The following is a 23,491-nucleotide window of genomic DNA, read 5'->3' as shown; positions in this document are numbered from 1 at the left end:
TGTTATTTGCTTTCAGCAGTAGTCTCTTTTACTTCGGTAGTTGTTGTGGTTTGTTCTTGTCCTGATTGTGGACGACGTTGGAATTTTCTTTGGGTGTATTCTCTTTTAGGCTCTTCTGGTAGCACAATTTCATCATTACTTTTGTAAGCAAATAATTGCGCTTCACCACGTGCTGCACAAATTGCATCAGCTAGAATGGTTGTTACAACGGTAATTGATTTAACTGAGTCATCATTAGCAGGAATTGCAAAATCAACTAAATCAGGGTTTGAGTTGGTATCTTGAATAGCAAAAATTTTGATACCTTTTTTCTTAGCTTCAGCGATTGCAATTTCGTCTTCTAAAGGTGAAGCACAAATCATTACTTGTGGGAAAGTTGCTTTACCAGCTAGTTTTCTAATTCCGCCCAAGTTTTTTTGTAATTTAGCGATTTTTTTATCAAATAGTAGGCCTTCTTTTTTGGTGTAGCCTTGGTATCCATTGGCTTGAAGTTCTTCTAATCTTTCTAACTCTTTTACACTTCTGAAAATTGTTTGTGAGTTAGTTAGTGTTCCTCCCAATCAACGTTCTGAAACATAAACTGAATTAGTTCTTAGAGCAGCTGCTTCAATTGCTTTTTTAGCTTGTTTTTTGGTTCCAACTCAAATAAACGAAATTGGTTTTTGAGCCATTTTATTTAGTAATTTGTAAGCATATTCTAAAGTTTTTTGAGTTTTTGAAATGTCAATGATGTGAATGCCCATTCTTTTTCCTCAAATATATTGTTTCATTTTAGGGTTTCATTGACTTACCCGGTGACCAAAGTAAGTTCCGGCTTCTAGTAGTTTTTCACGTGAAATGATTTCAACTTCAGAAGCAACCGGTTGACCTTCGGCAGTTTGCGCAACTTGAGCAGGTTTTGTAGTTTTTTCAATTTGATCTGACATATTTTTGATTTCCTTTTTAGTGTTTAATTGATTTGATGAGATTTGTTATACTTCCTATTATTTCTAACAATTAGCATTAATTTAAATTAACACACGCAATTGAATCCATAATAGTGTTTGATTGATTAAGTAGTTTTTAATAAATCACAGTACTCTTTTTAAGTACAATGCAATTGTAGCATAAAATGACTATGTTATTCATGGCATTATAAACTTTTCATATCAAAAGATGCAAGCACTTTGTGAGCAGCTAGTTATAGCGTTTAAGAATTCATGCTTTCATGGCCGAAAAATTAAATGGTTAGTTTTAATAATTTATAATTTAACAATAAGACTTGCATAAAGAGGTAAATATGGGATTTTGAAGTAGATTAAAAGAAAAAATTTTCGGCACTAAAGAAGAAAGAATCGCCAAAAAACAAGCTAAATTAGAAGAAAAAGAAAAACGCAAATTAGAAAAAGAATTGGATAAAAAAAATAAGCTTGATAACTACATTGCCGGGCTTTCAAAATCAAATAATTCTTTTACCGAAAGCATTAAAGCATTGCAAAATAAATACAATAAAATTAATAAAGAATTCTTCGAAGATTTAGAAGAAATTTTAATTATGGCCGACATCTCGGCTAGACTAGTAACAATTATTGTCAATGAATGTAAAAAAGAAGTGCGAAACGAAAATATTGAGGATCCTAAACTAATCAGTGAAATCATCGCTGACAAACTTTTCACTATTTATGCCTCAAATTCGGTAGTTGACACTAGTTTAAATATCGAAAACAATCGCATTAATGTTATTTTAGTAGTTGGCGTAAACGGATCGGGCAAAACCACTTCTATTTCAAAACTAGCTAAAAAACTTTCAAGTGAAGGTAAAAAAGTTTTAATAGCAGCGGCCGATACCTTTAGAGCAGCCGCAGTAGAACAGCTTGAAATATGAGCAAAACGAGTAGGTGTAGACATCATCAAACCTACGCAAAATGAAACTGACCCCGCAGCTGTTGTTTATAAGGCAATTGATAAAGCTAAAGAAGAAAAATACGACGTTTTGCTAATTGACACTGCAGGCAGACTACAAAATAAGGTTAATTTGATGCAAGAGCTGGCAAAAATCAACAAAGTTTTAGAAAGCAAAATTGAAGGTGCTCCTCACGAAAGTTTATTAGTCTTAGATGCTACTACTGGTCAAAACGGCATTGTACAAGCCAAAGTTTTCACGCAAGCAACGCCATTAACAGGAATTGTGTTAACAAAAATGGATGGCACTTCACGAGGTGGAATCATTTTAACTATTAAAGATGAAATTGGACTAAACGTTAAATATGTAGGTTTAGGTGAAAAAGTAGATGATTTAATGGAATTTGATTTAGATTCTTATATTTATGGACTAATGAGAGGACTTAATGATTAATGGAAAGTATTGAAGAGCGTAGCAAATTTATTGAACTATACGAAAAATTTGGGGCGTTGTTAGCTCAGTCACAAAAACAAGCTTTATATCTACATTTATTTGAAGATCTAAGCCTCGCTGAAATTTCACAAGAGTTAGCCATGACTCGAAGTGGCGTTTATGATGCTATTAAAAAAGGCAAGGTTAAGTTACTTTTAATATCTATGGAACTTACAAAAGAAGATTAATGAAAATTACGAATTTAATCTTACTAAAATAATTTAGTTTAAGTAATTAGTAGTAATTCTCCAAAAAATTGTGCCTTGAATTTTCAAGATATTTTTTATTTATTTATTAAAAAATTAGTTTAATAATCTCAAAATAATAAAGTTCAAAAAAGTCAAAAGCATCCATAGTTGTTAAAAAGCGGTTTCTAAAAAATCCATTTAATCACTATTAAATATGTCATTTGATATAGAGACGCCACCACTTTGGGCGTTTTTTTTTTTTTTTTGTAAAATGACTCGCATTACTTTTCTTAAAAAGCATTTTTTCGCTACACATACTTTTTAAGAATTTTTAAGTATTCAAACATTAATTAATTTTTAAGTTATTAAAAATAGGAGAAATAAAAATTATTAATCATGAGTCATGCTAAGAAAAAGAAAATTGCTATTATTGTGCTTGCTAGCACCGCAACGTTGTTAGCGGCCGGAACCGTTTCAGGAGTAATTTATAATCATCAAAGTGCTACTAAGCGATCAAAAAGCAATGATAAAAAGCCCGAAATTCAAGATATTAGTGAGCTTGAAAAAAAGATTGATGCTATTCGTGATAGTCACAAGCAAAATCTTAAAAATGAAGCTTGAAAGATTATTGAAGCGCTTAAGATCACCATTAGAAATGCCAAAAAAGCTAATAACGTACGCGATTTAAGCCAAGTTATTAGCGATTTTGAAAGGCTAATTCCTCTAGGTGAATCTTATTTAGCAGAGCTTAAAAAACTACCTGAGTTAAAAGCCTTAACCAGCGAATTGGAAACTACTGTCAATCTTGCCAAAGAAAGCTTAAAAGAAGCTAAAGCCAAACTAAAAGAATTGCAAGAAAAAGAAGCCAAACTTAAAGAAGATACCCAAAAGTTACTGGCAGAAATTAGCCAAGCACTAAGTGAAGTGCCCGCTGCTAAGTTGCCACTAGCAATTCAAAGTTTAATTAACAAACTAAAAAATCTTGCAAATGCTAGTGAAGCCATGCAAGAAGAGCTAAATAACTCGCGGTTAATTGAAGAAACCAAAAAGTTAAGTGATGCTAATTTGCAAATTAAAGATGCTATTAACGAACTACAAAAACGCTTGTTAGATAAAAGCCCAGAAGAGTTAGAAAAACTAGCAAAAGAAAAAATTAAGGACTTAGAAAAAGCCAAAAAAGCCGTCGAAGACGCTAAAAATATTAGCACTCTTCCTAACGCCATTGAGTCACTTAAAAAAGATCTAGGTCAGACTAAAGAACTAAAAGATCACGCCAACGCTAAAGGACTTAATGATCTTGTCAAAGAACTGGATAAAGCTATTAAAGATGCAGAAAATAGCCTAAAACAAGGAGAAGAAAAATTAGAAAAAATTAAGCAAGAAAATCAAAAACTTCAAAACGATATTAATACACTAGTTAACAAAATTACTAAAGATATAAGTGATGCTAATAAACTAACTTTACAAAGTGAAGATAGTGAATTTAAACATATAAAAGACGAACTAGAAAAAGATATTCAAGAAGCAGAAAAACTTGCAAAACAGGCCGCCGATGCCACACTTCTAGTTGACGAGCAAAAAGCTTTAGATGCTAAAAAGCAAGCCGAAGCAGCGCTAGATAAATTAAATGATTTATTTAGTCAAAAGAAAGCACAAGAACTTGCTAAAACTGAGCTTGAAAAAGCATATAGTGCCTTAGTCAAAGCCACAGAAGAAGCTAATAAAGCCGATGATGAAAATACCTTACCTTTAGCAATTTCGCAACTAGAAGACGCTATTGCAAAAGCAGAGTTAGCTCTAGGTAAACATGAAAATTTGAAAGAAAAAGCGCTAATAAAACCAATTTATGATGTTCTAAAAGCTTATAAAGAAAAAGAAGCAGTCGAAGCACTTGCTAACGCTAAAAAACGATTCGAAGCTAAAAAACAAGCCAAAGTTAAAATTGACGTTGATTTAGATGCTAAGCAAAATGAATTTAATAAAATTAAAAATACCATTGAAAGCTTAAATTCAATCAATGATATTCCTGCCTTGCAAAGCGCCATTAAACAACTAGAAGATCTCAAGCCACAAGTTAAAGCCATCGAAGAGTCTGCTAAAAATATTAGTTATCCTGAAGGTGAGCAAAAAGCAAAAAAACTGCTTGAAGAAATTTCTAAATTAGACCTTGAAGCAAAAGCAAAATTAGAAAAACTGCAAGAAGAAAAAGAAACCCAAGAGCAAGAAAAGAAACTAATCGAATCACTGCGAGAAAAAATTACTAAAATCACAAACAATCTTGAAACATTAGACTCAAGAGGTAAAAGTCAACTAAGTGAAGCAACGCCTAAGCAATCCCAGATCGCTAAAACTTTAAAAGAACTAGAAGAGCAACTAAAAAATGCTCAAGAAGCTCAAAAAGAAGTTCAAGACGCACACAAAGAAAATGCCCTAAAAACTGAGCTCGAAAAGCTTGAAGAAGCCAAAAATAAAGCCACGACAACAAAACAAAAACTAGAAACTAAAATTTCAGACTCAAATAAAAATATTAAAGAGCAACTTGACAACGCTAAAAGTGAATTAGAAGATCTTAAGAAAAAAATTAGCGATGCCTACAACGCCAAAAACCTTGAAGAGTTAACAAAAGAACTTAACAAGCTAGAAAAGCTAAAAGAAAAAATAGAAGATCTTGAAACTCTAGCAACAACAATTGAATCAAAGCGCAAGCAAGAAGTTACTAACCTTTTATCTGAAGTGCAAGACGCAATTTTAGATGCCAAGAAAAAACATGACGAACTTGATCAAGAACTTAAAACAGAAAAATCACTAGTAGATAAACTTGAAAAGACATTAAAAGAACATGAAAGTAATTTAGATAAAGCAAAAGACGAAGCCAACAATGCCAATACAATTGATGAAAAAAAGGATAAATATCCTAAGTTAGATAAGGCTATTAAAGATATTGAAAAGGATCTTAAAGAACTAGAAGAAAAAGCTAAGGGCTTAAAAGATCAAACTAATAAAGACAGTATTGACAGCAAAATTAAAGACTTAACAAAAAAACTAAGCGAAACCAAAACCGATCTTGCTAATAAAAACAAAGCATTAACAGAAGAACAAAATAATAACAACACTAGCACACAACAAAGTTTAAAGAGCGCTGATGAAGCTATTAAAAAAGCTGATGATGCCATTAAAAATCCTTCTAACAAGGATAAAACTAACGAAGCAGAAGATGCCTTAAACAAGGCTAAAAATGATCTTGAAAATAAGAAAAATTCTCTAGTTGGTGACAAAGAAAACCAAAATAAAATTGATAAAAAATTAGAAGAAATTAACAATAAACAAAAAGAGCTTCAAAACGAAAAAGAAAAACAACAAAAATCAGAAGACGATCTAGCAAAACAATTAACTAATGAAGCTAAAACTTTAAAAGATGAATTAGATGATTTGGTTAATAAACTTAATCCATATGACGCTTCAAGCGATTATGAAAAGAAAATTAAAGATGTTGAAGACAAGATTAAAAATCTTGATGAAAACTTCTTTAAAGTTGATGGCGATGCAACAAGATTAAAAGATAACATTCATCTAAAGCCAAACTACCAAGCACTTGAAAATGCCAAAATAGATGCTGATACTAAAGCAAAAGATGCTCGCCAAAAAATTAAAGCATCAAAAGATAAGCTTGAAGTTGACTACAAACAACATGAAAATGAACTAAAAGATCTTCAAAAAGAACTTAAAAATGCAACTACTGACGCTGATTTTCAGGCAATTTTAAATAAAATTGGTGACAAAAATGACAAAACTAAGTTGCTTGGCAAAGTAAAAGATTTACATACCAAAAGTACTAAATTTAATGGCAAAGAAGAACTAAGCAAGAAAGTTAAAGGACTAGAAACTCAGATTCTTGACATTAAAGAAGAAGCCAATAATAAATTAAAATCAATTCAAAGCAAAATTGATGAGCTAAACAGGGAACTTGAAACAACAAATACAAATCTAAACGCACAAAATAATACAACTAACAATGTTGCAAATGATGATGTTGACACGCTAAAAAAAGAGATCCAAAAACTTGAAGCTCTTACTGAAGAAGCCAAAAGGCTCCAACAAAAAGTTGAAAAAGAAACTGATCAAAAAATCAAAGATGGTATTAAAAATAAACTAGAAACTCTTAAACAAAGCATTGACACCGCTACAACAACTATTACTAATAAACGTCAGCAATTAGATAATCAAAAAGCAATTAATAACACATTGCGGGAAAATGCTATTGCAAAATCTACTGAAGCCAAGAAAAAACTAGCAAATACCAATGCTTTAGACGATGCTAACACCGATAAAATTAATGAGCTAGAAAAAGCTCTTGATGAAGCAAATAAAGCCAAAGAAGCACTAGATGATGCCGAGAGTAAATTAGATAAAGACAATGAAAATAAAAAATTAGTTGAAGGTGAACTAAAAACCTTAGAAATGCAAATAAAAAGTTCTCAAGACAAATTAGATTTTCTAAAAGAAGGCGACAAGAAAAAACTTGAAAATATTGAAAAAGAACTTGAGAAAATTAAGAAATCATTAACAGATGCTAATAATGATTTCAAAAGCAAAACCGATCTAAAAGCCAAAGAAGAAGCTAATAACGAATTAGGTAATACTCTTACTAAAGCAGAAGGCGATTTGGCAGCCCAAAAAACTGAAGTTAACAAATTGCAAGATGAAACTAACAAAAATAGTGCTAATGAAAAAGTTAACCAACTTGAAGAGTTAATTAAAAGTTTAAGAAAAGAACAAGAAAAAAATACTCAATCTATCAGCGCAGAAAAAACTAAAAATGAAAAGCTAATTAAAAAACCTCTAGAAGAAAGTCAAAAAGCTTTAGATAAAGCTAACGATGCTATTCAAAAATCTAATGATGATAGTCAAAAAGAAAAAGCGTTAACTGATGCTGAAAGCGAACTTAAGAAACAAAAGAAAAGCCTTGATGATTTAATTAAAGGCGAACTAAAAGATGATAGCGAAAATAAGACTAAACTAGTAGATGAAATCAACGACATTAATAAAAAACTCCAAGAAATTGACAAAGCAAAAAAAGAGCTAAAACAATCCCAAGATCAAAAAGCTGAATCATTAGCAGAACAAGCAAAAGAGCTAAAAAAAGAACTTGATGATTTGGTCGCTCTATTAGACGTCGCAAATAATAAATGATCACAAAGTCAAACTGCAATTGCAAACATTAGAGCCAAAATAACTAACATAGATGAATTTTTGACATCTAATAATAATTTAAAAAATAATACTAAGCTTAGTCAAGCATACAATAATTTAGAAGATGCTAAAAAATCAGCAAATGGCGCTATAGCAAGTGCAGAAAAAACTATAAATGATTCTAGAGAAGAATTTTTAAGACAAATAGATACTCTTAAATCAAAAGAAAGTCAGGCGAAATCAGAGTTATCTAGCACAAATACTATAGAAAAATTAGATTCACTGATACAAAAAATTGGTGACAATAGCAACGGGCTATTAAAAGAAGTAAATGATTTATTAAACCAAATTTCTAAATTTGAAGAGTCAAGCGATGAACTTTCGGCAAGTTTAAGTGAGCTTCGTTCAAATCTTGAAAACATAATAAAAGAAGCTAGAGAAAAAAAGAAAACTAAAGAGCAACGCATTTCAAACTTAAATAAGGAAATTATCGAGGCAAAAACTAGCCTTAACAATCAAAACGCCAAAACAAGTGCTATTATTGCAAGCAAGGTTGATGAGCTTCAAACTGAATTGGATAAACTGCAAGAAAAGATAACTTCAGCTAACCAAGAAAAGCAAAAAATAGATGATGAAATCGATGATGAAATAAAAGCAAAAACTAAACAGAAATATGACGAATTAGTGCAAAGTATTGAATCTGCCAAAACAACAATTCAAAATAAAAAAGCAGAATTGGACGCCAAAAAAGAGGATAATGAACAAAAGGCAACTCAAGCAACGAACAATGCCCAAACAGCTATTAGCAACGCTAATAGTGCCATGCAAAAAAATGAAACCGATGAAAATAAAATGCAAACTCTTGAAATAGCTAAACAAGCACTAGAAGAACAAAAACTTAATTTGGAAAAAATCAAAAATGAACTTAATGGCGATAGCAGGAATCAAAGCACAATTCAACGAAAAATTTCAGAGTTAGTAAATAAACTGCAAAGCGTTAATAATGCAATAGAAAAGCAAAAAACTCTTGAAGTGCAAGTTAATGCTTTTGTAGAGCAAGCCAATGGTCTCTTGAGTTCTCTTGAACAAAAACTTACTGAACTAAAAAATAATGACGATATCAATAAATATCAACAAATATGCGATGAGATTCAACAAAGAATCAATGATATAAATAATTTTGAAAATAGTGAAGATGTGCAGAAATTGAAAAAATTTGCTAAATTAAGTAAAACATTAGAAAATTTAAGTGCTAAAAAAACTAAAGCAGTTGAAGCAAATAGTTTAACTAGAACCATGGTTAATCATATTAAAGAATTAGACAAGCAAGGAGAACAATTAGTTGAAGGTGCCAAAAAATTCAGAGATGCAAGCAATGGATGATTTACCAAAACAACAGCAATGTGACTTTATCAAAACACAATTAAAGATTTCAAAGATATTGAAGATTTAATTAATTTGGCTAGAGCCAAATCAGAAGAAGTAATGACTTTTATCAATAATAGTAATAATAATGAATATATTGCACATAAAAGCGTTTTGAATGCTAAATTAAATAGTTCAAAATTAAATGATATTGTTAAAGAAACAAATTTATTGATTCGAAAAATAACTGATGACATGATTGTGAAAATGCGCAGTTTTGAGTCTTGAATTAATAAAGTTAAAAATCCAAAAGATTATATCGAGTCTGAAAATAAAGAATTTTCTGAACTTAGTGCAGAATATCATAAGTATCTCGTTCTTATAATAATCTCTAATGCCTTAAATAAAGCTATTAAAGAATCAACGGTAAATGAATATAAATCAAACATCAGCAACATAGATACTTTACAATACCTCTTAAACAATATGAGCAATCCCGATAGAGAAACTCTAGGTATTAGACTAGATTTATGAAAGTATAAATTTGTTAAAGATGCTATTTATGAGCAATACATTGCTAAATTAGAAGAAAATATTAAAAAATATCTTAAAAACGGTTCCCCACTTTCTCTTTTAAAACACTATATAACTTATATGGGGGACGAACTTAAATTTGTTGACAAAAATAGAAGGCATAAAATAAGTAATGAAATCATTCCCTATTTTATGAAATATATAATTGACATTTATAATAATTGATGAAAAGATGAGTACAAGAATAATGCTGAATACTTATTAGTTGGCAAAATTATAGAAACTTTCAAACTTTTAAATTTTTATAGTAAAGAATAGATAATATTTTGTGACACAAAAATTAAATAAAAAATGGGGAACATTATTCCTTAAATTATTTAAATGATAAGTGAAATTACACTCTATGGTCATGGTAAAAACTTAATAACCTAAGAGTGTAGTTTTTTATTTATTTTCTTGTTGTTTACAAGATTTTGTTTACAAAAATTAAAAATAAAACTATTTTTAATAACTAGTAATTAGAAAGTTCAAAATGAAAGAGTAAAATTTTTAACTAATTATGTTTGTATAAAAGTATTTTTTATTTTTATTATTAATACTAATGAAATAATATGTACAATTTTAGTAACCTAAAAAAGAAGGTATTAATGAATTATAAAAGAATCTTAATTAAACTTTCGGGCGAGGGTTTAGCTAACAAAGAAAAAAGTTTGGCAATTGATTATGAACTTGTTCAAAAATTTGCCAAACAACTAAAAGCAATTATTGCCAAAAATGTTCAAGTTGCTATTGTCGTAGGCGGCGGTAATTTCTGAAGAGGAACTAGCGCAGAAAAGAATGGCATTCAAAGAGTTAGAGCTGACTACATTGGCATGTTAGCAACAACAATGAATGCTTTGGCTTTACAATCAGGATTTGAAAATAACAATCTAAGTTGTAGAGTGCTTTCTAGTTTAACAATGGATCCTAAAGTATGCGAAGTGTATATTAATGAAAAGGCCATTAAATATTTAAACGATAACGAAGTAATTATTTTCGCCGGTGGCACTGGTCGACCATTCTTCACCACTGATACCGCAGCGACCTTGTTTGCATCAGAAATCAAAGCCGATGCAATCTTGATGGGAAAAAATAATGTTGATGGTGTTTATGATAGCGATCCGAAGATCAACAAAAATGCCAAAAAATTTCAACGTGTTAGTTACGATGAGATCTTAGCAAGAAATTTAAAAATTCTTGACCAAACAGCAGCCTCAATGGCAAAAGAAAACAAAATTGATATTATTATCTTTGATATCAATGAACAGAACGCTCTAATTAGGGCACTTGAAAATGACATCCCAAACACAGTGATCACAAATAAGGAGTAATTTATGGAACTTAATGCTTATCTTATGGAACTACAAGAACTAGTTAATAAAGCGATTTTAGGATATGAAGCGCAATTAACTAAAGTAGTAATCGGAAGAGCAAATCCAAATTTAATTAACAAAATTAAAATTAATTATTATGATTCTATTTTAAGTCTAGATGAAATTGCTAGCATTTCAGTAGCTTCACCATTACAACTATTAGTAAAACCTTACGATATGAGTGTAACCAAAACAATTGAAAAAGCTATCATGGACTACAAACTAAATGTTACAATCGCAAATGAAGGACACCAAATTAGAATCACCTATCCTCAAATGACCACTGAAAAACGTGGTGAAATGGTAAAACAACTTAACTTAATCACCGAACAAGCAAGAGTAACGGTTCGTCAGGCTCGTCAAGAAATTAACAAAAAAATTAAAGCTAATAAAGAGCTTTCAGAAGATTTACAAAAACATTATTTAGATGCAATTCAAGAAGAAATTGATAAGTCTATCAAGAAAATTCAAGAAATTGCCGACGAAAAAGAAAAAGACTTACTAACAATTTAATATAAAACCCCAAAGCCAAATACTTGGCTTTTTTTGTGTTAAAATTCCAAAATAAGTTCCTTAAAATTTATTTCAATCAAGGTTAAGGAGAACTAATGAGACTATTTAAAAAGATTCGCGAAATTTGTATTATTGGACTTGGAAGATTTGGTTCAGCAATTGCTGAACAATTACTTTGCGACCGTGATAATAACATTCGCATCGCCTTAATTGATAAAGACGAAAAACACTTGTTACCATTCAAGAATGAAGTGGACTCAATTTATATTGCTGACTCGGCGGAACGCAAAGCTTTAGAATCGCTTAATATTGATCAATTTGACGCCGTTATTGTAGCAACTAGTGACAACATTGAAGTGGTCGCTGCACTTGTCGAAATTGGAGTCAAAAAAATCATTGCTAGAGCAACTTCAAAAAGACATGCTAATGTATTAAAACAAATTGGAGTAAATAGCATTATTAGCCCCGAAGAAGAAGCAGGCAAACGTGTGGCTTTAATCGTGGCTAACCCAAGTTTCACCGCAAACTCTGAGATGATTGCCGAAATTCAAGATGGCTATGTAACAGGAACGGTGGTAGTTACCAATCCTAGCATCATTGATAAAAAAATTCGTGATATTGGTTTTCGAAACAAGCATTTCGTTTCAGTTGAATTAGTAAAACGAGGTTCAGAATCGTTCTTACCCGATGGTGAGTTTATTATTAAAAGCGGTGATTTATTAACCTTTGTTGGTATGACCGAAAATGTTACTAAAGTCTTTGAATTCTGTACCAAAAAATAATTGTTAAAAAGCAATAAAAAAAATAAGACACATCAACTTGCATGGTGTCTTATTTTTAATGAATTATTTATTTTCCAAAATTTTTCTTTTAATTAGAATCTCTTCAATCATTGAGTATTTATTAAATTCGGCAGTTTTAGCAATTTCATTAATTTCTAGTGGTTTTTTATCAATTTGATTAACAATTAGTGAAAGCTTATCATCTTTAAAATGTAATATGCCTTTATCAACATAATAAACTTGGCGATTTTCGCTATTTTCATGATTAATAAATAATTGCGAAGGTACAATGGCGCACATAAATTCAGTAGCGCCAGCCATAATTCCCATTTGTCCTTCGGTGCTTTGAAAAGTTACAATCTCAGCTTGCGAATCTAGAAAATTCCCATTAGGAGTGCTAATTAATAAATTAATCAACTTCATCTAATTTCACCCCAAGCTCTTGGGCTTTGGCAATTACATCATCAATTGTTCCTACATATAAAAATGCTTCTTCTGGTAAGTTATCATATTTTCCTGAAAGAATCGCCGCAAATGAACGAATCGTATCTGCTAATTTAATATAACGACCAGCATATCCAGAGAATTTTTCAGCAACAAAGAATGGTTGTGATAAAAAGTTTCTAATTCTTCTTGCTCGAGCAACAATTTTTTTATCTTCTTCGGAAAGTTCATGCATTCCTAGAATGGCAATAATATCTTGAAGTTCTTTGAAACGTTGCAAAATGTTTTGTACTTTTCTAGCGATATTGTAATGTTCCAAACCAATAACGTTAGGATCCATCATCCGTGAATTTGAAGCAAGTGGATCAATTGCTGGGTAAATACCAAGCGCGGCAATATCACGATCAAGAACCGTTTTAGCATCTAAGTGAGTAAAAGTAGTAGCTGGAGCGGGATCGGTTAAATCATCAGCAGGAACATAAATCGCTTGAACCGAAGTAACTGAACCTTTGTTAGTTGAAGTGATTCGCTCTTGCAACTGACCCATTTCAGTCGCTAAGGTTGGTTGGTATCCAACTGCAGAGGGCATTCTCCCTAGTAAAGCCGAAACCTCAGATCCTGCTTGAGTAAATCTAAAGATATTGTCAATAAATAGAAGTACATCTTGACCCATTGTATCTCTAAAATATTCAGCCATTGTTAGCGCTGTAAAAGGGGCACGCATTCTTGCTCCAGGAGGTTCGTTCATTTGTCCAAATACCAAAGCAGTTTTATCAAGCACACCACTGGCTTTCATTTCGTGATATAGGTCGTTTCCTTCACGCGTTCTCTCACCAACGCCGGCGAAAACAGAAAGGCCGCCGTGTTCTTTAGCAATATTATTAATCAATTCTTGAATTAGAACAGTTTTACCAACACCTGCACCGCCAAATAGACCAATCTTCCCTCCCTTAACATAAGGCATGAGCAAGTCAATCACTTTAATACCGGTTTCAAAAATTTCTAAAGTTGACTTTTGCTCTTCATAGCTAGGAGGAGTGCGATGGATTGGCATTTTAACATTAAACTCAATTGCACCAGTATCAATGGGTTCACCTAAAACATTAAACATTCTTGAAAGGACTTTTTTCCCAACCGGCACACTAATAGGAGCACCTAAATCCTTAACTTTCATTCCTCTTTTTAATCCAATAGTTAGATTCATAGCAATGGTTCTAACTGTATCATTACCAATATGTTGAGCGACTTCTAGCACTTGTCTAGGTGCGTTGGGATCGTCTAAAACAACTTCTAAGGCATTTAGAATTCGTGGAGCTTTATTTTCTTCAAATCTAACATCAATTACTGCACCTAAAATTTGACTAATATAGCCCATATTCGTTGGCATTTCGTTAGTTTCACTTATTGCAGTCTCATTGATGGCATTATTTTTGATTTTTGGCTTTGTAGAGGTCTTTTTTTGTTTTTTATCTTCCATTTTCTAATGTTAATTTCTCCTCTTAAAATTTATTTGTCATTACCACTTACTATTTCGGTAATTTCTTGAGTAATTTTGGCTTGGCGAGAACTATTATATTGAATTGTTAAATCTTCAATAATATCTTGGGCATTATCGCTTGCTTGTTCCATTGCAGTTCGGCGGGAGCTAGTTTCTGCTAATTTCGATGAAAAGATGGCATGATATATTGCCGCTTCAAAAAAAATTGGAAATGAGTTTTTCAAAATCACATCAGGGTTTGGTTCAAACGCGTTTTTATCTACTTCAATTCTGGCCTTTGACTCTTTATTTTCTAATGAATCTCGTTTTGGTGTAATTGGGAAAATCTCTTGTACAACGACATCAAATTTAATGGGATTTAAATAATTAGTGTAAATTAAATTAACTGAACTCAATAAAGAAATTTGAAGGACATCGTATAACTTATTGGCTATCACTCTAGCAATGTCGTAAGTTGGAGTGTCACCAATTTGAGTAATGGTTTGAATAATATGTAACGATTTATCTTTTTTAAGTAAAGTTAAGAGTTTAGAACCTATTACGATCAAAATATCATCAGGAGTGATTACTTCATAAATCTTTTTAGTAACTTCTGAATTATAAGAACCACAAAGACCAATATCAGAACCAAAAACAATATATAGTTTTCGTTTGGCGGTAAATGTTCACGCATTAACATTTAAAAGTGCGTCAATGTCAATGGTAGTTTGTAACATAAGATCATTGAAAATTTGCTCAACACTTTTGTAATATTCTTTAACATTTTCGAAATTATTTTTTATTCTTCCGAATTTAGCGGTTGCAACCAACTGCATTGCTTTAGTTATTTTTTTAGTTGAATTAACCGAGTAAATGCGGTGTTTTATTTTTTGTAAGCTTTCCATGGAAGTGGTGGAATTTCTTGTCCTTGATACTTATTCAAATTAGGAATAGTAGGAATAAATGACTCGTTAAAAGCCATAATGTGTTCTCATACTGATTCAATTAATTCTTCAGTTCAATCTGATGCTTTAGTAAGTTGTGAGATCACTTGCAATGTTTTCGAATTTGTTAAAAAATAATTTAAAAGTTCATCACGGTATTTGGTGATGTAAGCTTTAGGAATAGGGTTAATTAGACGATATTTTGAACAAAATAAAATTAGGATTTGCTTTATTTGTTCGTATGGTGAATATTGGGGTTGTTTTAGCAATTCATAGACTTTAGCACCATGTTCTAAAATGTTTCGTGTGTTCTGATCGAGATCTGAACCGAACTGTGCAAAAGCTAGCATCTCATTGTATTGTGCTAATTCTAGTTTTAAACTTGATACTACTTTTTTCATTAATTTCGTTTGAGCAGCTGAGCCTACCCGCGAAACCGAATATCCAATATCAATGGCTGGACGTTGTCCTGAATTAAAGAGGCTTTCTTTAGTAAAAATTTGACCATCTGTAATTGAAATAACATTAGTTGGAATATAAGCAGAAATGTCTTCAGCTTGTGTTTCGATAATCGGAAGTGCAGTGATTGATCCGCCGCCATTTTCTTTATTTAATCTAGCGGCGCGTTCTAAAAGTTGCGAATGTAGGTAAAAAACATCGCCGGGGTAAGCTTCTCTTCCGGGAGGGCGTCTTAGTAGTAATGAAAGTGTTCGATAAGCGACAGCGTGCTTAGAAAGGTCATCGTAGATAACTAAAACATCTTTACCTTTAGCCATTCATTCTTCAGCAATAGTAACGCCGGTGTATGGGGCAATGTATTGTAGTGGAGCGCTTTCAGCGGCCGAGGCTGAAATGATTGTTGTGTATTTAAGTGCGTCATGTTTGTTTAAGATGTCAACGATTTGACTTATTGTGGAATTCTTTTGTCCGATTGCAATATAAATACAATAAACGTGTTTACCTTTTTGGTTGAGAATCGTGTCAATTGCAATTGCCGTTTTACCAGTTTGACGGTCACCAATAATTAATTCCCTTTGGCCTTTACCAATTGGAATCATGGCATCAATTGCTAAAATTCCTGTTTCCAAAGGTTCATTGACTTCTTGTCTAGCCATAACCCCTGGAGCAACTTTGAAAATTGGGGCATGATAAGAAGTGTTAATCTTGCCCTTGCCATCAATTGGTTTTGCTAAGGCATTAACAACTCTACCTAAAAGTTCATCTCCAACTGGGGTTGAAATAACTTGACGCATTCTTTTAACCAAATTACCTTCAACAATACTACGGTCATCGCCCATTACAACAATACCAACTAGATCTTCTTCTAGATTCATTGTCATACCTAACACACCAGATTCAAATTGCACTAGTTCGCCATATTCAACATTATTAAGTCCGCTTACAAGAGCAATACCATCACCGACAGTAATAACGCGGCCCACTTCATCAAAAGTAACATTTTGGTTAAAGTCTTTGATTTGGGCTTTAATAATTGCTGATAAATCAGTTGCTTTGATTGCCATATTTTTCCTTTCTCTAAGTTATTTTTTAATTACAGATTTTTTAAGTTCGTTTAAATATCCGCTAATCGAATTTTCAACAACATAGTCATCAATTTTGATTTTGATTCCGGCAATTAAACTTGGATCAATTTCATTTTTTAAAATGACTTTAGCATTAAGTTTTTTAGAAATTTTGCTTTCAAATTCTTTTACTTTGACCTCATCAAGAGCAATGGTCGTAAAAATAGTGCCATACTTGACGTTTAATTTTTGGTTAGAGATTTCAACAAATCTAACTAAAATTTGAATAAGAAACTTAGCAACAGCCGCTTTAGCAGCCAATTTAATAAAGTTAATTAAATGAATGTTGTTGCCGCTAAAAGCTTCATCAATTTTTTGAAATTTAACATCTAGATCAACATTGTATGAGTTGAGAATTTCTAAATATCTTTTATTTCGCTTTAAAACTTTAATCACTTTAACAACATCGGCTGTTAGCTCTTTTAATATGCCTTCATCATTAGCTAAATCAAACAAAGCAAATGATCAGTTATAAATTAAGTCATTTATGTTGTACATGATTTTAACTTTCTAACATTTCTTCAATCATTTTTAAGTTGTCTTTGTCGCGGATTTCTCGACCAATGATTTTTTTAGCGATTTCAACAGCATTTTCTACGATAATTTTACGTTGTTTGTTTTCAAATTCCGCTTGTGATTTTGTTACTAAAATATTTGCTTGTTCAATAATGATTTCAGCTTTTTTATTGCTAACTTCAATACCATTATTAATAATTCTTTCTCTTTCTAATTTAGCTTGTTCAATAATTTGATTAGCATGTTTAGAAGATTCAATAATTTTTTCATCAATTTCTTCTTGAACTTTTAGAGCAGCTTCTTTGGCTTTAATTGACTCATCAATATTATTTTGAATAAAGTTTTGTCGGTTTTTTAACATTTTTTTTAGGGGTTTGTAGACTAGTAAAGTTACAATGGTAACTACTAAAATTAGTGTCAAAAACGAAAAGACAAAAAATGGCCAGTTAATAGTTAGATTGCCAAAAGTTTTTGTAATTGCATCTGATATTGAAGATTGATTGATATTAAAGTTCATAGAAATTAGTAGTTTTTTCTCCTAAACAAAGATAATTAACAAAGCAATAATAAAACAATAAATTGAAGCTGTTTCAACAATTGCTAGCCCCATAATTAGAGTCGAACGAATCTTAGAGGTGGCTTCGGGATTGCGGCCAATTGCTTCAACGGCTTTAGCAACAGCCATACCTTGACCAACCGAAACCACACCCGCTCCCATAATGGCAAGGCCTGCCGCAACCATAGTAAGTCCATAAGCTAAGGGGCTTGCTTGAGCATTTGGTTGGTTAAATCCATTTACGATTGTTTCCATTTTATTTTCTCCTTGAAATAAAAACATTAAAAATTAATTAGTCATATTTGTTGTTGCAGTTACTTCTTTAGCAACAATTTCATCTTGTCATTCGGAAATTTTCTCACGATGTTTTTCTTTTACATCAACTTCGGAGGCTTCGGATCAATATGAAATTGTTAAAGTCATAAACACAAAAGCTTGAATAGCCCCAGCAAATAAATCAAAATATAGATTAAAAATTGGGGTTAGCAAAATGCCAAATGGGTTAATAACAGCAGCGGCACTTTCGGCACTAACATTAATTATTTTGATTCAAATTGAATTTAAAAAAGCATGAAACAAAGTAATTAACACAACACCACCAATAATATTCCCGAACATACGGAATGTTAGTGAAATTAACGGTGTAACATTACCTGCCAGTTCAAGCGGGTTAAGCAACTTAAGTAAGAAAATAATCTTATGATAAATAACATTCAAACCAAAAGTAACAATTCATGTTACGGCTGAAGCTGCTAAAACTGCAGAAAGAGCTGATCCAATTGGAGCAAAACCAAAAAGAGAAAGTAGATTACCAAATAATAAAAACACAAAAATTGAAATAAAATAGGGATTAGCCTTATCCAAACGATGTTCATGTAAATCACTAGCATAATCATCGCCTTTGGTTATTAGCTGCTCCACTAATAAAACAGCAGCCCCAGGAGCTTTTTCGACCTTTTGACGTTTAATAGCAACAAAAATTAGAATCGCCAAAATAAAAGTTATGACCACTAAAGCGATCATTGTAAAAATGACGTTTTCATTAACTTCTGAAGGGCCTAATCAATGGGGATTACCAATTAATTTATCCATTTTCATCCTTTCTTTTGGTTTGTTTGTTTTTTGCTAAAGAATCTACTAGTCCAACAAAAATTACTAGTAAATAGGGGGTGCTAAAAGTAAACATATTAATTGGTCACAAACCAATTTGCACGCTACTTTTAGCATAATGAGTTACTACCAAACGGTTGATCATTATAAAAGCTAAAATAATAAGCGAATTTACAACTAAAACAAGAAACATCAAAAAGATTGCGAGTGCTCTTGTTTTAGTTAGTTTATTATTAGGCTTTTTTAAAACAACCAATTTGATTGCAAGGTATGTGAGCGATATAAAAATTAAAAAACTAATAACACCAGCAATATGACCTAGCAAAAGTGAATACCACTTAAAAGAAAAGGCTAGATAAATCAATGATGTCACTAGATTTAGTGTGAAGAATATTACTCAAAAACGCTTGTTTACAATGTCCTTCATTTTTAACTCATCGGTTAGTTATATAAACCTATTTATTATTATAAACTTATTTTTAATTTAGGTAGATCGGTTTTGTTTTTATTATTTTCCTGTAAAAATTTTAAAATTTAGCCAAAAAATATTGAAATTTTTAGCACTCTTTTGCCTTGAGTGCTAAAATTTGTTATAATAATTAAGATTTGAACCAAAAATTGTTGAAAAAACATAAAAGTTCAAATAAATAGGAGGTATTTATGGAATTCTCTTTTACACCAAACGATGATAATAAAGATGTTCTAAAAGAATACGGGCGTAATTTAACTGATCTAGCCTTGCAAAATAAACTAGAACCAGTGATTAACCGTGATGAAGAAATTCGTGCTTTAGTAAGAATACTAAGTAGAAAAACCAAAAATAACCCTGTACTAGTTGGTGAACCGGGCACCGGGAAAACCGCCATTGTTGAAGGGCTTGCTAGAAAAATCGTTGAAGGTCAAGTACCAGAAAACTTACAAGGTAAAGATATTATTGAACTTGACCTTGCCGCTTTAATTGCTGGGACACAATTCCGTGGGCAATTTGAAGAAAGATTAAAAAAAGTTACAAAAAAAGTTGAAGAATCAAATGGTAACATCATCTTATTTATTGATGAAATTCATATGTTAGTCGGGGCCGGAAGCACAAGTGAAGGCACTATGGATGCAGCTAACATTCTTAAACCTCTAATGGCAAGAGGACAACTTCATTTAATTGGAGCAACAACCCTTGACGAATATCGTGAGCACATTGAAAAAGATCCCGCTTTAGAAAGAAGAATGCAAAAAGTAGCAATTGAAGAACCTTCAATTGATGACACAATCGCTATTTTACGTGGTATCAAAGAGCGATATGAAACTTACCATGAAGTAAAAATTGAAGATGAAGCTTTAGTGGCTGCTGCTAATTTATCAGCCCGTTATATTTCTGATCGTTTTTTACCTGATAAGGCTATTGATTTAATTGATGAAGCAGCTTCAAACATTAAAACTGAGATGAAATACTTACCTGAACCATTAGAGAAAATTAATCAACAAATTGCGAGATTAGAAATTGAAAAAGCTGCTATTTCTGAAGAAAAAACTCAAAAATCAAAAGAACGATTTGTCGAAATTCAAAAAGAACTTGAAGAAATTAAAAAACAAAAAGAAGTCATTGAAAAAAAATGACAAGCCGAAAAAGAAGACATCCAAAAACTAAGTTCTACTAAAGAATCAATTGAAGAATTGCGGGCAAAGCTTCCAATTTTACAAAGTGAAGGAAACTATATTGAAGCTTCAAAAATCATGTATGTTCAAATTCCCGAACTTATTAAAAAGCAAAATGAAATAGAAGAAAAAATCAACTCGCGTAAGGATCCTTTAATAAAAGAACTAGTCGATGCTGAAGAAGTGGCAACGATTGTTAGCAAATGAAGCAAAATTCCTGTTAATAAATTACTAGAATCCCAAAAAACTAAATTGATGAATCTTGAAAATGTTCTTGGTACAAGAGTAAAAGGGCAAGAACAAGCAATCAAGGTGGTTTCAGAAGCGATCCAAAGAGCAAAAGCAAATATTAATGACCCAAATCGTCCTATTGGCTCATTTCTATTTTTAGGACCAACGGGGGTAGGGAAAACCGAACTCGCTAGAACTTTAGCTGATTGTCTATTTGATGATGAAAATCGCATTATTAGATTGGATATGTCCGAGTATATGGAAAAACATTCCGTAAGTAAATTGATTGGTTCTCCTCCAGGATACATTGGTTTTGAAAAAGGCGGACAACTAACCGAAAAAGTAAGACAAAATCCTTATTCAATTGTGCTTTTTGACGAAATAGAAAAAGCTAATAGTGATGTTTTAAATTTATTGTTACAAATTATGGACAATGGTGCTTTAACTGATAGCAGAGGCAAAAAAGTTAATTTCCGCAACACAATCATTATTATGACAAGTAATATTGGCAGCGAAGAAATTCTAAATAAAACGCTAGACGAACAAAGGACTAAAACATTACTTCTAGAAAAACTAAAACCCGAATTTATTAACAGAATTGATGAAATTGTCACTTTTAATTCTCTAACAATAGATAACATTAAAGATATCGTCAAACTCGAACTTGATAAACTACTAAATAGGGTAAAAGAACAGCAAAATATTATTCTTAAATACGACGATGAAGTACTGGAATATGTTGCTAGAAAATCATATTCTCCAACCTTTGGTGCCCGTCCCATTAAAAGATTTTTACAAAAAAATGTTGAAAACATGCTTGCTATGGAAATTATTTCTGGAAAAATAAAGGAATATAGCGAAGTGCCAATTACAATACAAAACGAAAAAATCATAATTGCAACGGACCAAACATTTTTTAACTAACCAATTTATTTCTATCTTATTTATCCTTGCTAGATGCAAGGAATTTATTTAAAATCCCCCCAACCTTTTAGATTGGGGGGATAATTTGTTATATATGTTTAATATTAATCTTCAAAAACAGCTTTTGCAAAATCCGATGTCGTTTTAAGTTCAATATCACCTTCGTAATAGCGTTTTATAAGGTAAACACCTTTTACTAGAAGAGATCTAAATCATCAAAGCTCTTTTACATTTTTGTCGCTGCCAAATAATTCTCTTACTTTGTTTATTGCAACTTCACCATCACGAAGATCTAGTTTTTGGCCTTTAAGTTTTATTTTCATTTCTTTAGTTAGTTTGACAGCTTTATCTCATAACTCTTGAAAATTCTTATTCTGAGATATAAAGTAAGATAAATCGTTATCTGCTTTTGCCATTATTTCATCTAAAATAGCGATATTTCTTTTGATTTGTTCGACGTTATTTGCCTCTTTACGTTGTGTGTCAAAGACAACGCTTAATTTTAAAAACATCATATTAAAAATTTCTTTGTATTCAAGAAGTCCATTGTAGTCATTCACTATACCAAAAGCATGTCTATAAAATTGGTTGACCTTCAATTTAAACAATTTTAATACTTCTTTTGTTTCTTCTTTATTACTTAAATTGTAGATATCTTCAAGCTCTTTATTAGTAAATACAACATTATTTAAATTTTGCACAAAATGCTTTTGAGCTTTTTTAGGATTTTCAACTCTAAGTTTCATGCTAGTTAATGGTAAAATTCCTAAAAGCCCAGTCGCTAAAGTGACGGTTGCGATTAATAATTTTTTTGTTTTCATTTTTTTATTCCTTATGATTTTTAAATTTGTGAAGAATTTCATTTTCACAGCGAAATTTTATTTTATAAAGTTAAATATTAATTTCATAAATTTTTAAATAGTTTCTTTGTTTACCCGCTTTACCAATTTAATTAGAATTTAAAGTTATTAATAAACGAAAGAAGTGTTAAAATTAGTAAATTATTTTTTAACCTTTATTTCTTTAATTTTTGTTAATTTTTTATTATCTAACTATACTTTTGCTATTGGATGCATTATTATCTTGTTAAAGATGAGTGGTCTAGATACGGAATTAATTAAGCAGTAGCGTAACTCTTACGTATGTAGCAATGTTAATTAATTCCGTTTATGGTATCTAATTTATAAAGGTAAAAACACTTGCAATGCATAAAACTTTTATTTTAGAAACAATCCAGAAAATAAAAATACTTCTTGCGATTTAGCAAAAAGTACAATAAAAAAATATTTATCCACCTTAACATTAATTGATTCTTTAAAATAAGGAATATATTTTTATTTGTTTTTCTAATAAAAATATTATTGAAAGATTTGTCAGATTGAAAGGCAATTTTGTATTTTGTCGCTTTGGTAGTATACACAATAAAAAAAGGAAAAAACTATTTTAAGCATTGACGAACAAGAATATAAAGAGAGACAAAATTTGAATACAGTTTTAACGTTTGAATCTATGTCACAAAGTCTCGAATTTTCTTTTTTAAGTGACACAAACATTAAAATTTTTGCTTTTCATTTGCCGATTTCTCTTCAACATATTAAATCATTTGTTAATATGAAACTTTGCTAGAAATTACTAAAATCTTATTCACAATCATATGACAAGACATTTTATAAGACAAATTTATTAATAAATCGCGCT

Annotated in this window: 18 protein-coding genes; 7 read left to right on the top strand and 11 right to left on the bottom strand. The window is 31.2% G+C overall.

Translation table 4 applies throughout. From position 1 onward, the window contains the following. Window positions 1-2 precede the first annotated feature (2 nt). Entirely contained in the window at window positions 3-926 is a 924-nt protein-coding gene (gene rpsB, locus EXC42_RS05635) for a 30S ribosomal protein S2 (protein ID WP_129648822.1), read from the bottom strand. Between the two features lie 353 nt (window positions 927-1,279). Here rpsB and ftsY point away from each other — a divergent pair, with 353 nt between their 5' ends. The 6 genes from ftsY to EXC42_RS00215 all read left to right on the top strand — a co-directional run bounded on the left by ftsY (window position 1,280) and on the right by EXC42_RS00215 (window position 12,358). Beyond that, a complete protein-coding gene (gene ftsY / locus EXC42_RS00240; protein WP_012497974.1) occupies window positions 1,280-2,335 on the top strand; it encodes a signal recognition particle-docking protein FtsY in 1,056 nt (351 codons plus the stop codon). Then, complete coding sequence (locus tag EXC42_RS00235; protein ID WP_012497973.1) at window positions 2,335-2,562, top strand: sigma factor-like helix-turn-helix DNA-binding protein; 228 nt, start codon at window positions 2,335-2,337, stop codon at window positions 2,560-2,562. The genes ftsY and EXC42_RS00235 overlap by 1 nt, the downstream gene beginning before the upstream one ends. A gap of 396 nt (window positions 2,563-2,958) precedes the next feature. After that, the gene (locus EXC42_RS05630) at window positions 2,959-9,969 is read left to right on the top strand and encodes an MspA/MspB/MIB-like signal-anchor domain-contatining protein (protein ID WP_012497972.1); all 7,011 of its coding nucleotides are present in this window, start codon (window positions 2,959-2,961) and stop codon (window positions 9,967-9,969) included. Between the two features lie 326 nt (window positions 9,970-10,295). Next, a complete protein-coding gene (pyrH, locus tag EXC42_RS00225) occupies window positions 10,296-11,021 on the top strand; it encodes a UMP kinase (protein ID WP_083756742.1) in 726 nt (241 codons plus the stop codon). A 3-nt stretch (window positions 11,022-11,024) separates the two neighbouring features. After that, window positions 11,025-11,576 carry a ribosome-recycling factor gene (locus EXC42_RS00220; RefSeq protein ID WP_012497970.1) on the top strand — a complete coding sequence of 184 codons (552 nt, stop codon included), beginning with the start codon at window positions 11,025-11,027 and terminating at the stop codon, window positions 11,574-11,576. A 95-nt stretch (window positions 11,577-11,671) separates the two neighbouring features. Further along, window positions 11,672-12,358 carry a potassium channel family protein gene (locus EXC42_RS00215; protein WP_012497969.1) on the top strand — a complete coding sequence of 229 codons (687 nt, stop codon included), beginning with the start codon at window positions 11,672-11,674 and terminating at the stop codon, window positions 12,356-12,358. Between the two features lie 63 nt (window positions 12,359-12,421). Here the strand turns inward: EXC42_RS00215 and EXC42_RS00210 are convergent, their stop codons facing one another. From EXC42_RS00210 to EXC42_RS05625, 9 genes are read right to left on the bottom strand one after another with little or no spacing between them, the layout of a single operon-like run. After that, the gene (locus tag EXC42_RS00210; RefSeq protein WP_012497968.1) at window positions 12,422-12,781 is read right to left on the bottom strand and encodes a hypothetical protein; all 360 of its coding nucleotides are present in this window, start codon (window positions 12,779-12,781) and stop codon (window positions 12,422-12,424) included. Beyond that, entirely contained in the window at window positions 12,768-14,279 is a 1,512-nt protein-coding gene (gene atpD / locus EXC42_RS00205) for a F0F1 ATP synthase subunit beta (protein WP_012497967.1), read from the bottom strand. The genes EXC42_RS00210 and atpD overlap by 14 nt, the downstream gene beginning before the upstream one ends. Before the next feature lie 29 nt (window positions 14,280-14,308). After that, on the bottom strand, window positions 14,309-15,184 hold the full coding sequence (gene atpG / locus EXC42_RS00200) for an ATP synthase F1 subunit gamma (protein ID WP_012497966.1): 876 nt from the start codon (window positions 15,182-15,184) through the stop codon (window positions 14,309-14,311). After that, on the bottom strand, window positions 15,163-16,746 hold the full coding sequence (atpA, locus tag EXC42_RS00195; protein ID WP_012497965.1) for a F0F1 ATP synthase subunit alpha: 1,584 nt from the start codon (window positions 16,744-16,746) through the stop codon (window positions 15,163-15,165). Before atpA ends, atpG begins: the two co-directional genes overlap by 22 nt. An 18-nt stretch (window positions 16,747-16,764) precedes the next feature. Then, complete coding sequence (locus EXC42_RS00190; protein WP_012497964.1) at window positions 16,765-17,304, bottom strand: F0F1 ATP synthase subunit delta; 540 nt, start codon at window positions 17,302-17,304, stop codon at window positions 16,765-16,767. A 4-nt stretch (window positions 17,305-17,308) separates the two neighbouring features. Continuing rightward, window positions 17,309-17,839 carry a F0F1 ATP synthase subunit B gene (locus tag EXC42_RS00185; RefSeq protein ID WP_012497963.1) on the bottom strand — a complete coding sequence of 177 codons (531 nt, stop codon included), beginning with the start codon at window positions 17,837-17,839 and terminating at the stop codon, window positions 17,309-17,311. A 21-nt stretch (window positions 17,840-17,860) separates the two neighbouring features. Further along, window positions 17,861-18,133 carry an ATP synthase F0 subunit C gene (gene atpE, locus EXC42_RS00180; protein ID WP_012497962.1) on the bottom strand — a complete coding sequence of 91 codons (273 nt, stop codon included), beginning with the start codon at window positions 18,131-18,133 and terminating at the stop codon, window positions 17,861-17,863. A gap of 33 nt (window positions 18,134-18,166) precedes the next feature. Then, complete coding sequence (locus EXC42_RS00175; RefSeq protein ID WP_012497961.1) at window positions 18,167-18,970, bottom strand: F0F1 ATP synthase subunit A; 804 nt, start codon at window positions 18,968-18,970, stop codon at window positions 18,167-18,169. Further along, window positions 18,963-19,133, bottom strand: a complete 171-nt coding sequence (locus tag EXC42_RS05625; RefSeq protein WP_187145650.1) for a hypothetical protein — start codon at window positions 19,131-19,133, stop codon at window positions 18,963-18,965. Before EXC42_RS05625 ends, EXC42_RS00175 begins: the two co-directional genes overlap by 8 nt. Window positions 19,134-19,648: 515 nt before the next feature. Here EXC42_RS05625 and EXC42_RS05620 point away from each other — a divergent pair. Further along, a complete protein-coding gene (locus tag EXC42_RS05620; protein ID WP_012497959.1) occupies window positions 19,649-21,793 on the top strand; it encodes an ATP-dependent Clp protease ATP-binding subunit in 2,145 nt (714 codons plus the stop codon). Window positions 21,794-21,897: 104 nt separating this feature from the next. Here EXC42_RS05620 and EXC42_RS00160 read toward each other — a convergent pair whose 3' ends face one another. Beyond that, window positions 21,898-22,614, bottom strand: coding sequence for a superantigen MAM (locus tag EXC42_RS00160; protein ID WP_012497958.1), 717 nt, complete (start codon window positions 22,612-22,614; stop codon window positions 21,898-21,900). Window positions 22,615-23,491: the final 877 nt, after the last annotated feature.

The sequence above is a fragment of the Metamycoplasma arthritidis genome (assembly GCF_900660715.1).
In the GTDB taxonomy this organism is placed as follows: Bacteria; Bacillota_I; Bacilli_A; order Mycoplasmatales; family Metamycoplasmataceae; genus Metamycoplasma; species Metamycoplasma arthritidis.
This window is presented reverse-complemented; position numbering and strand designations above follow the sequence as displayed.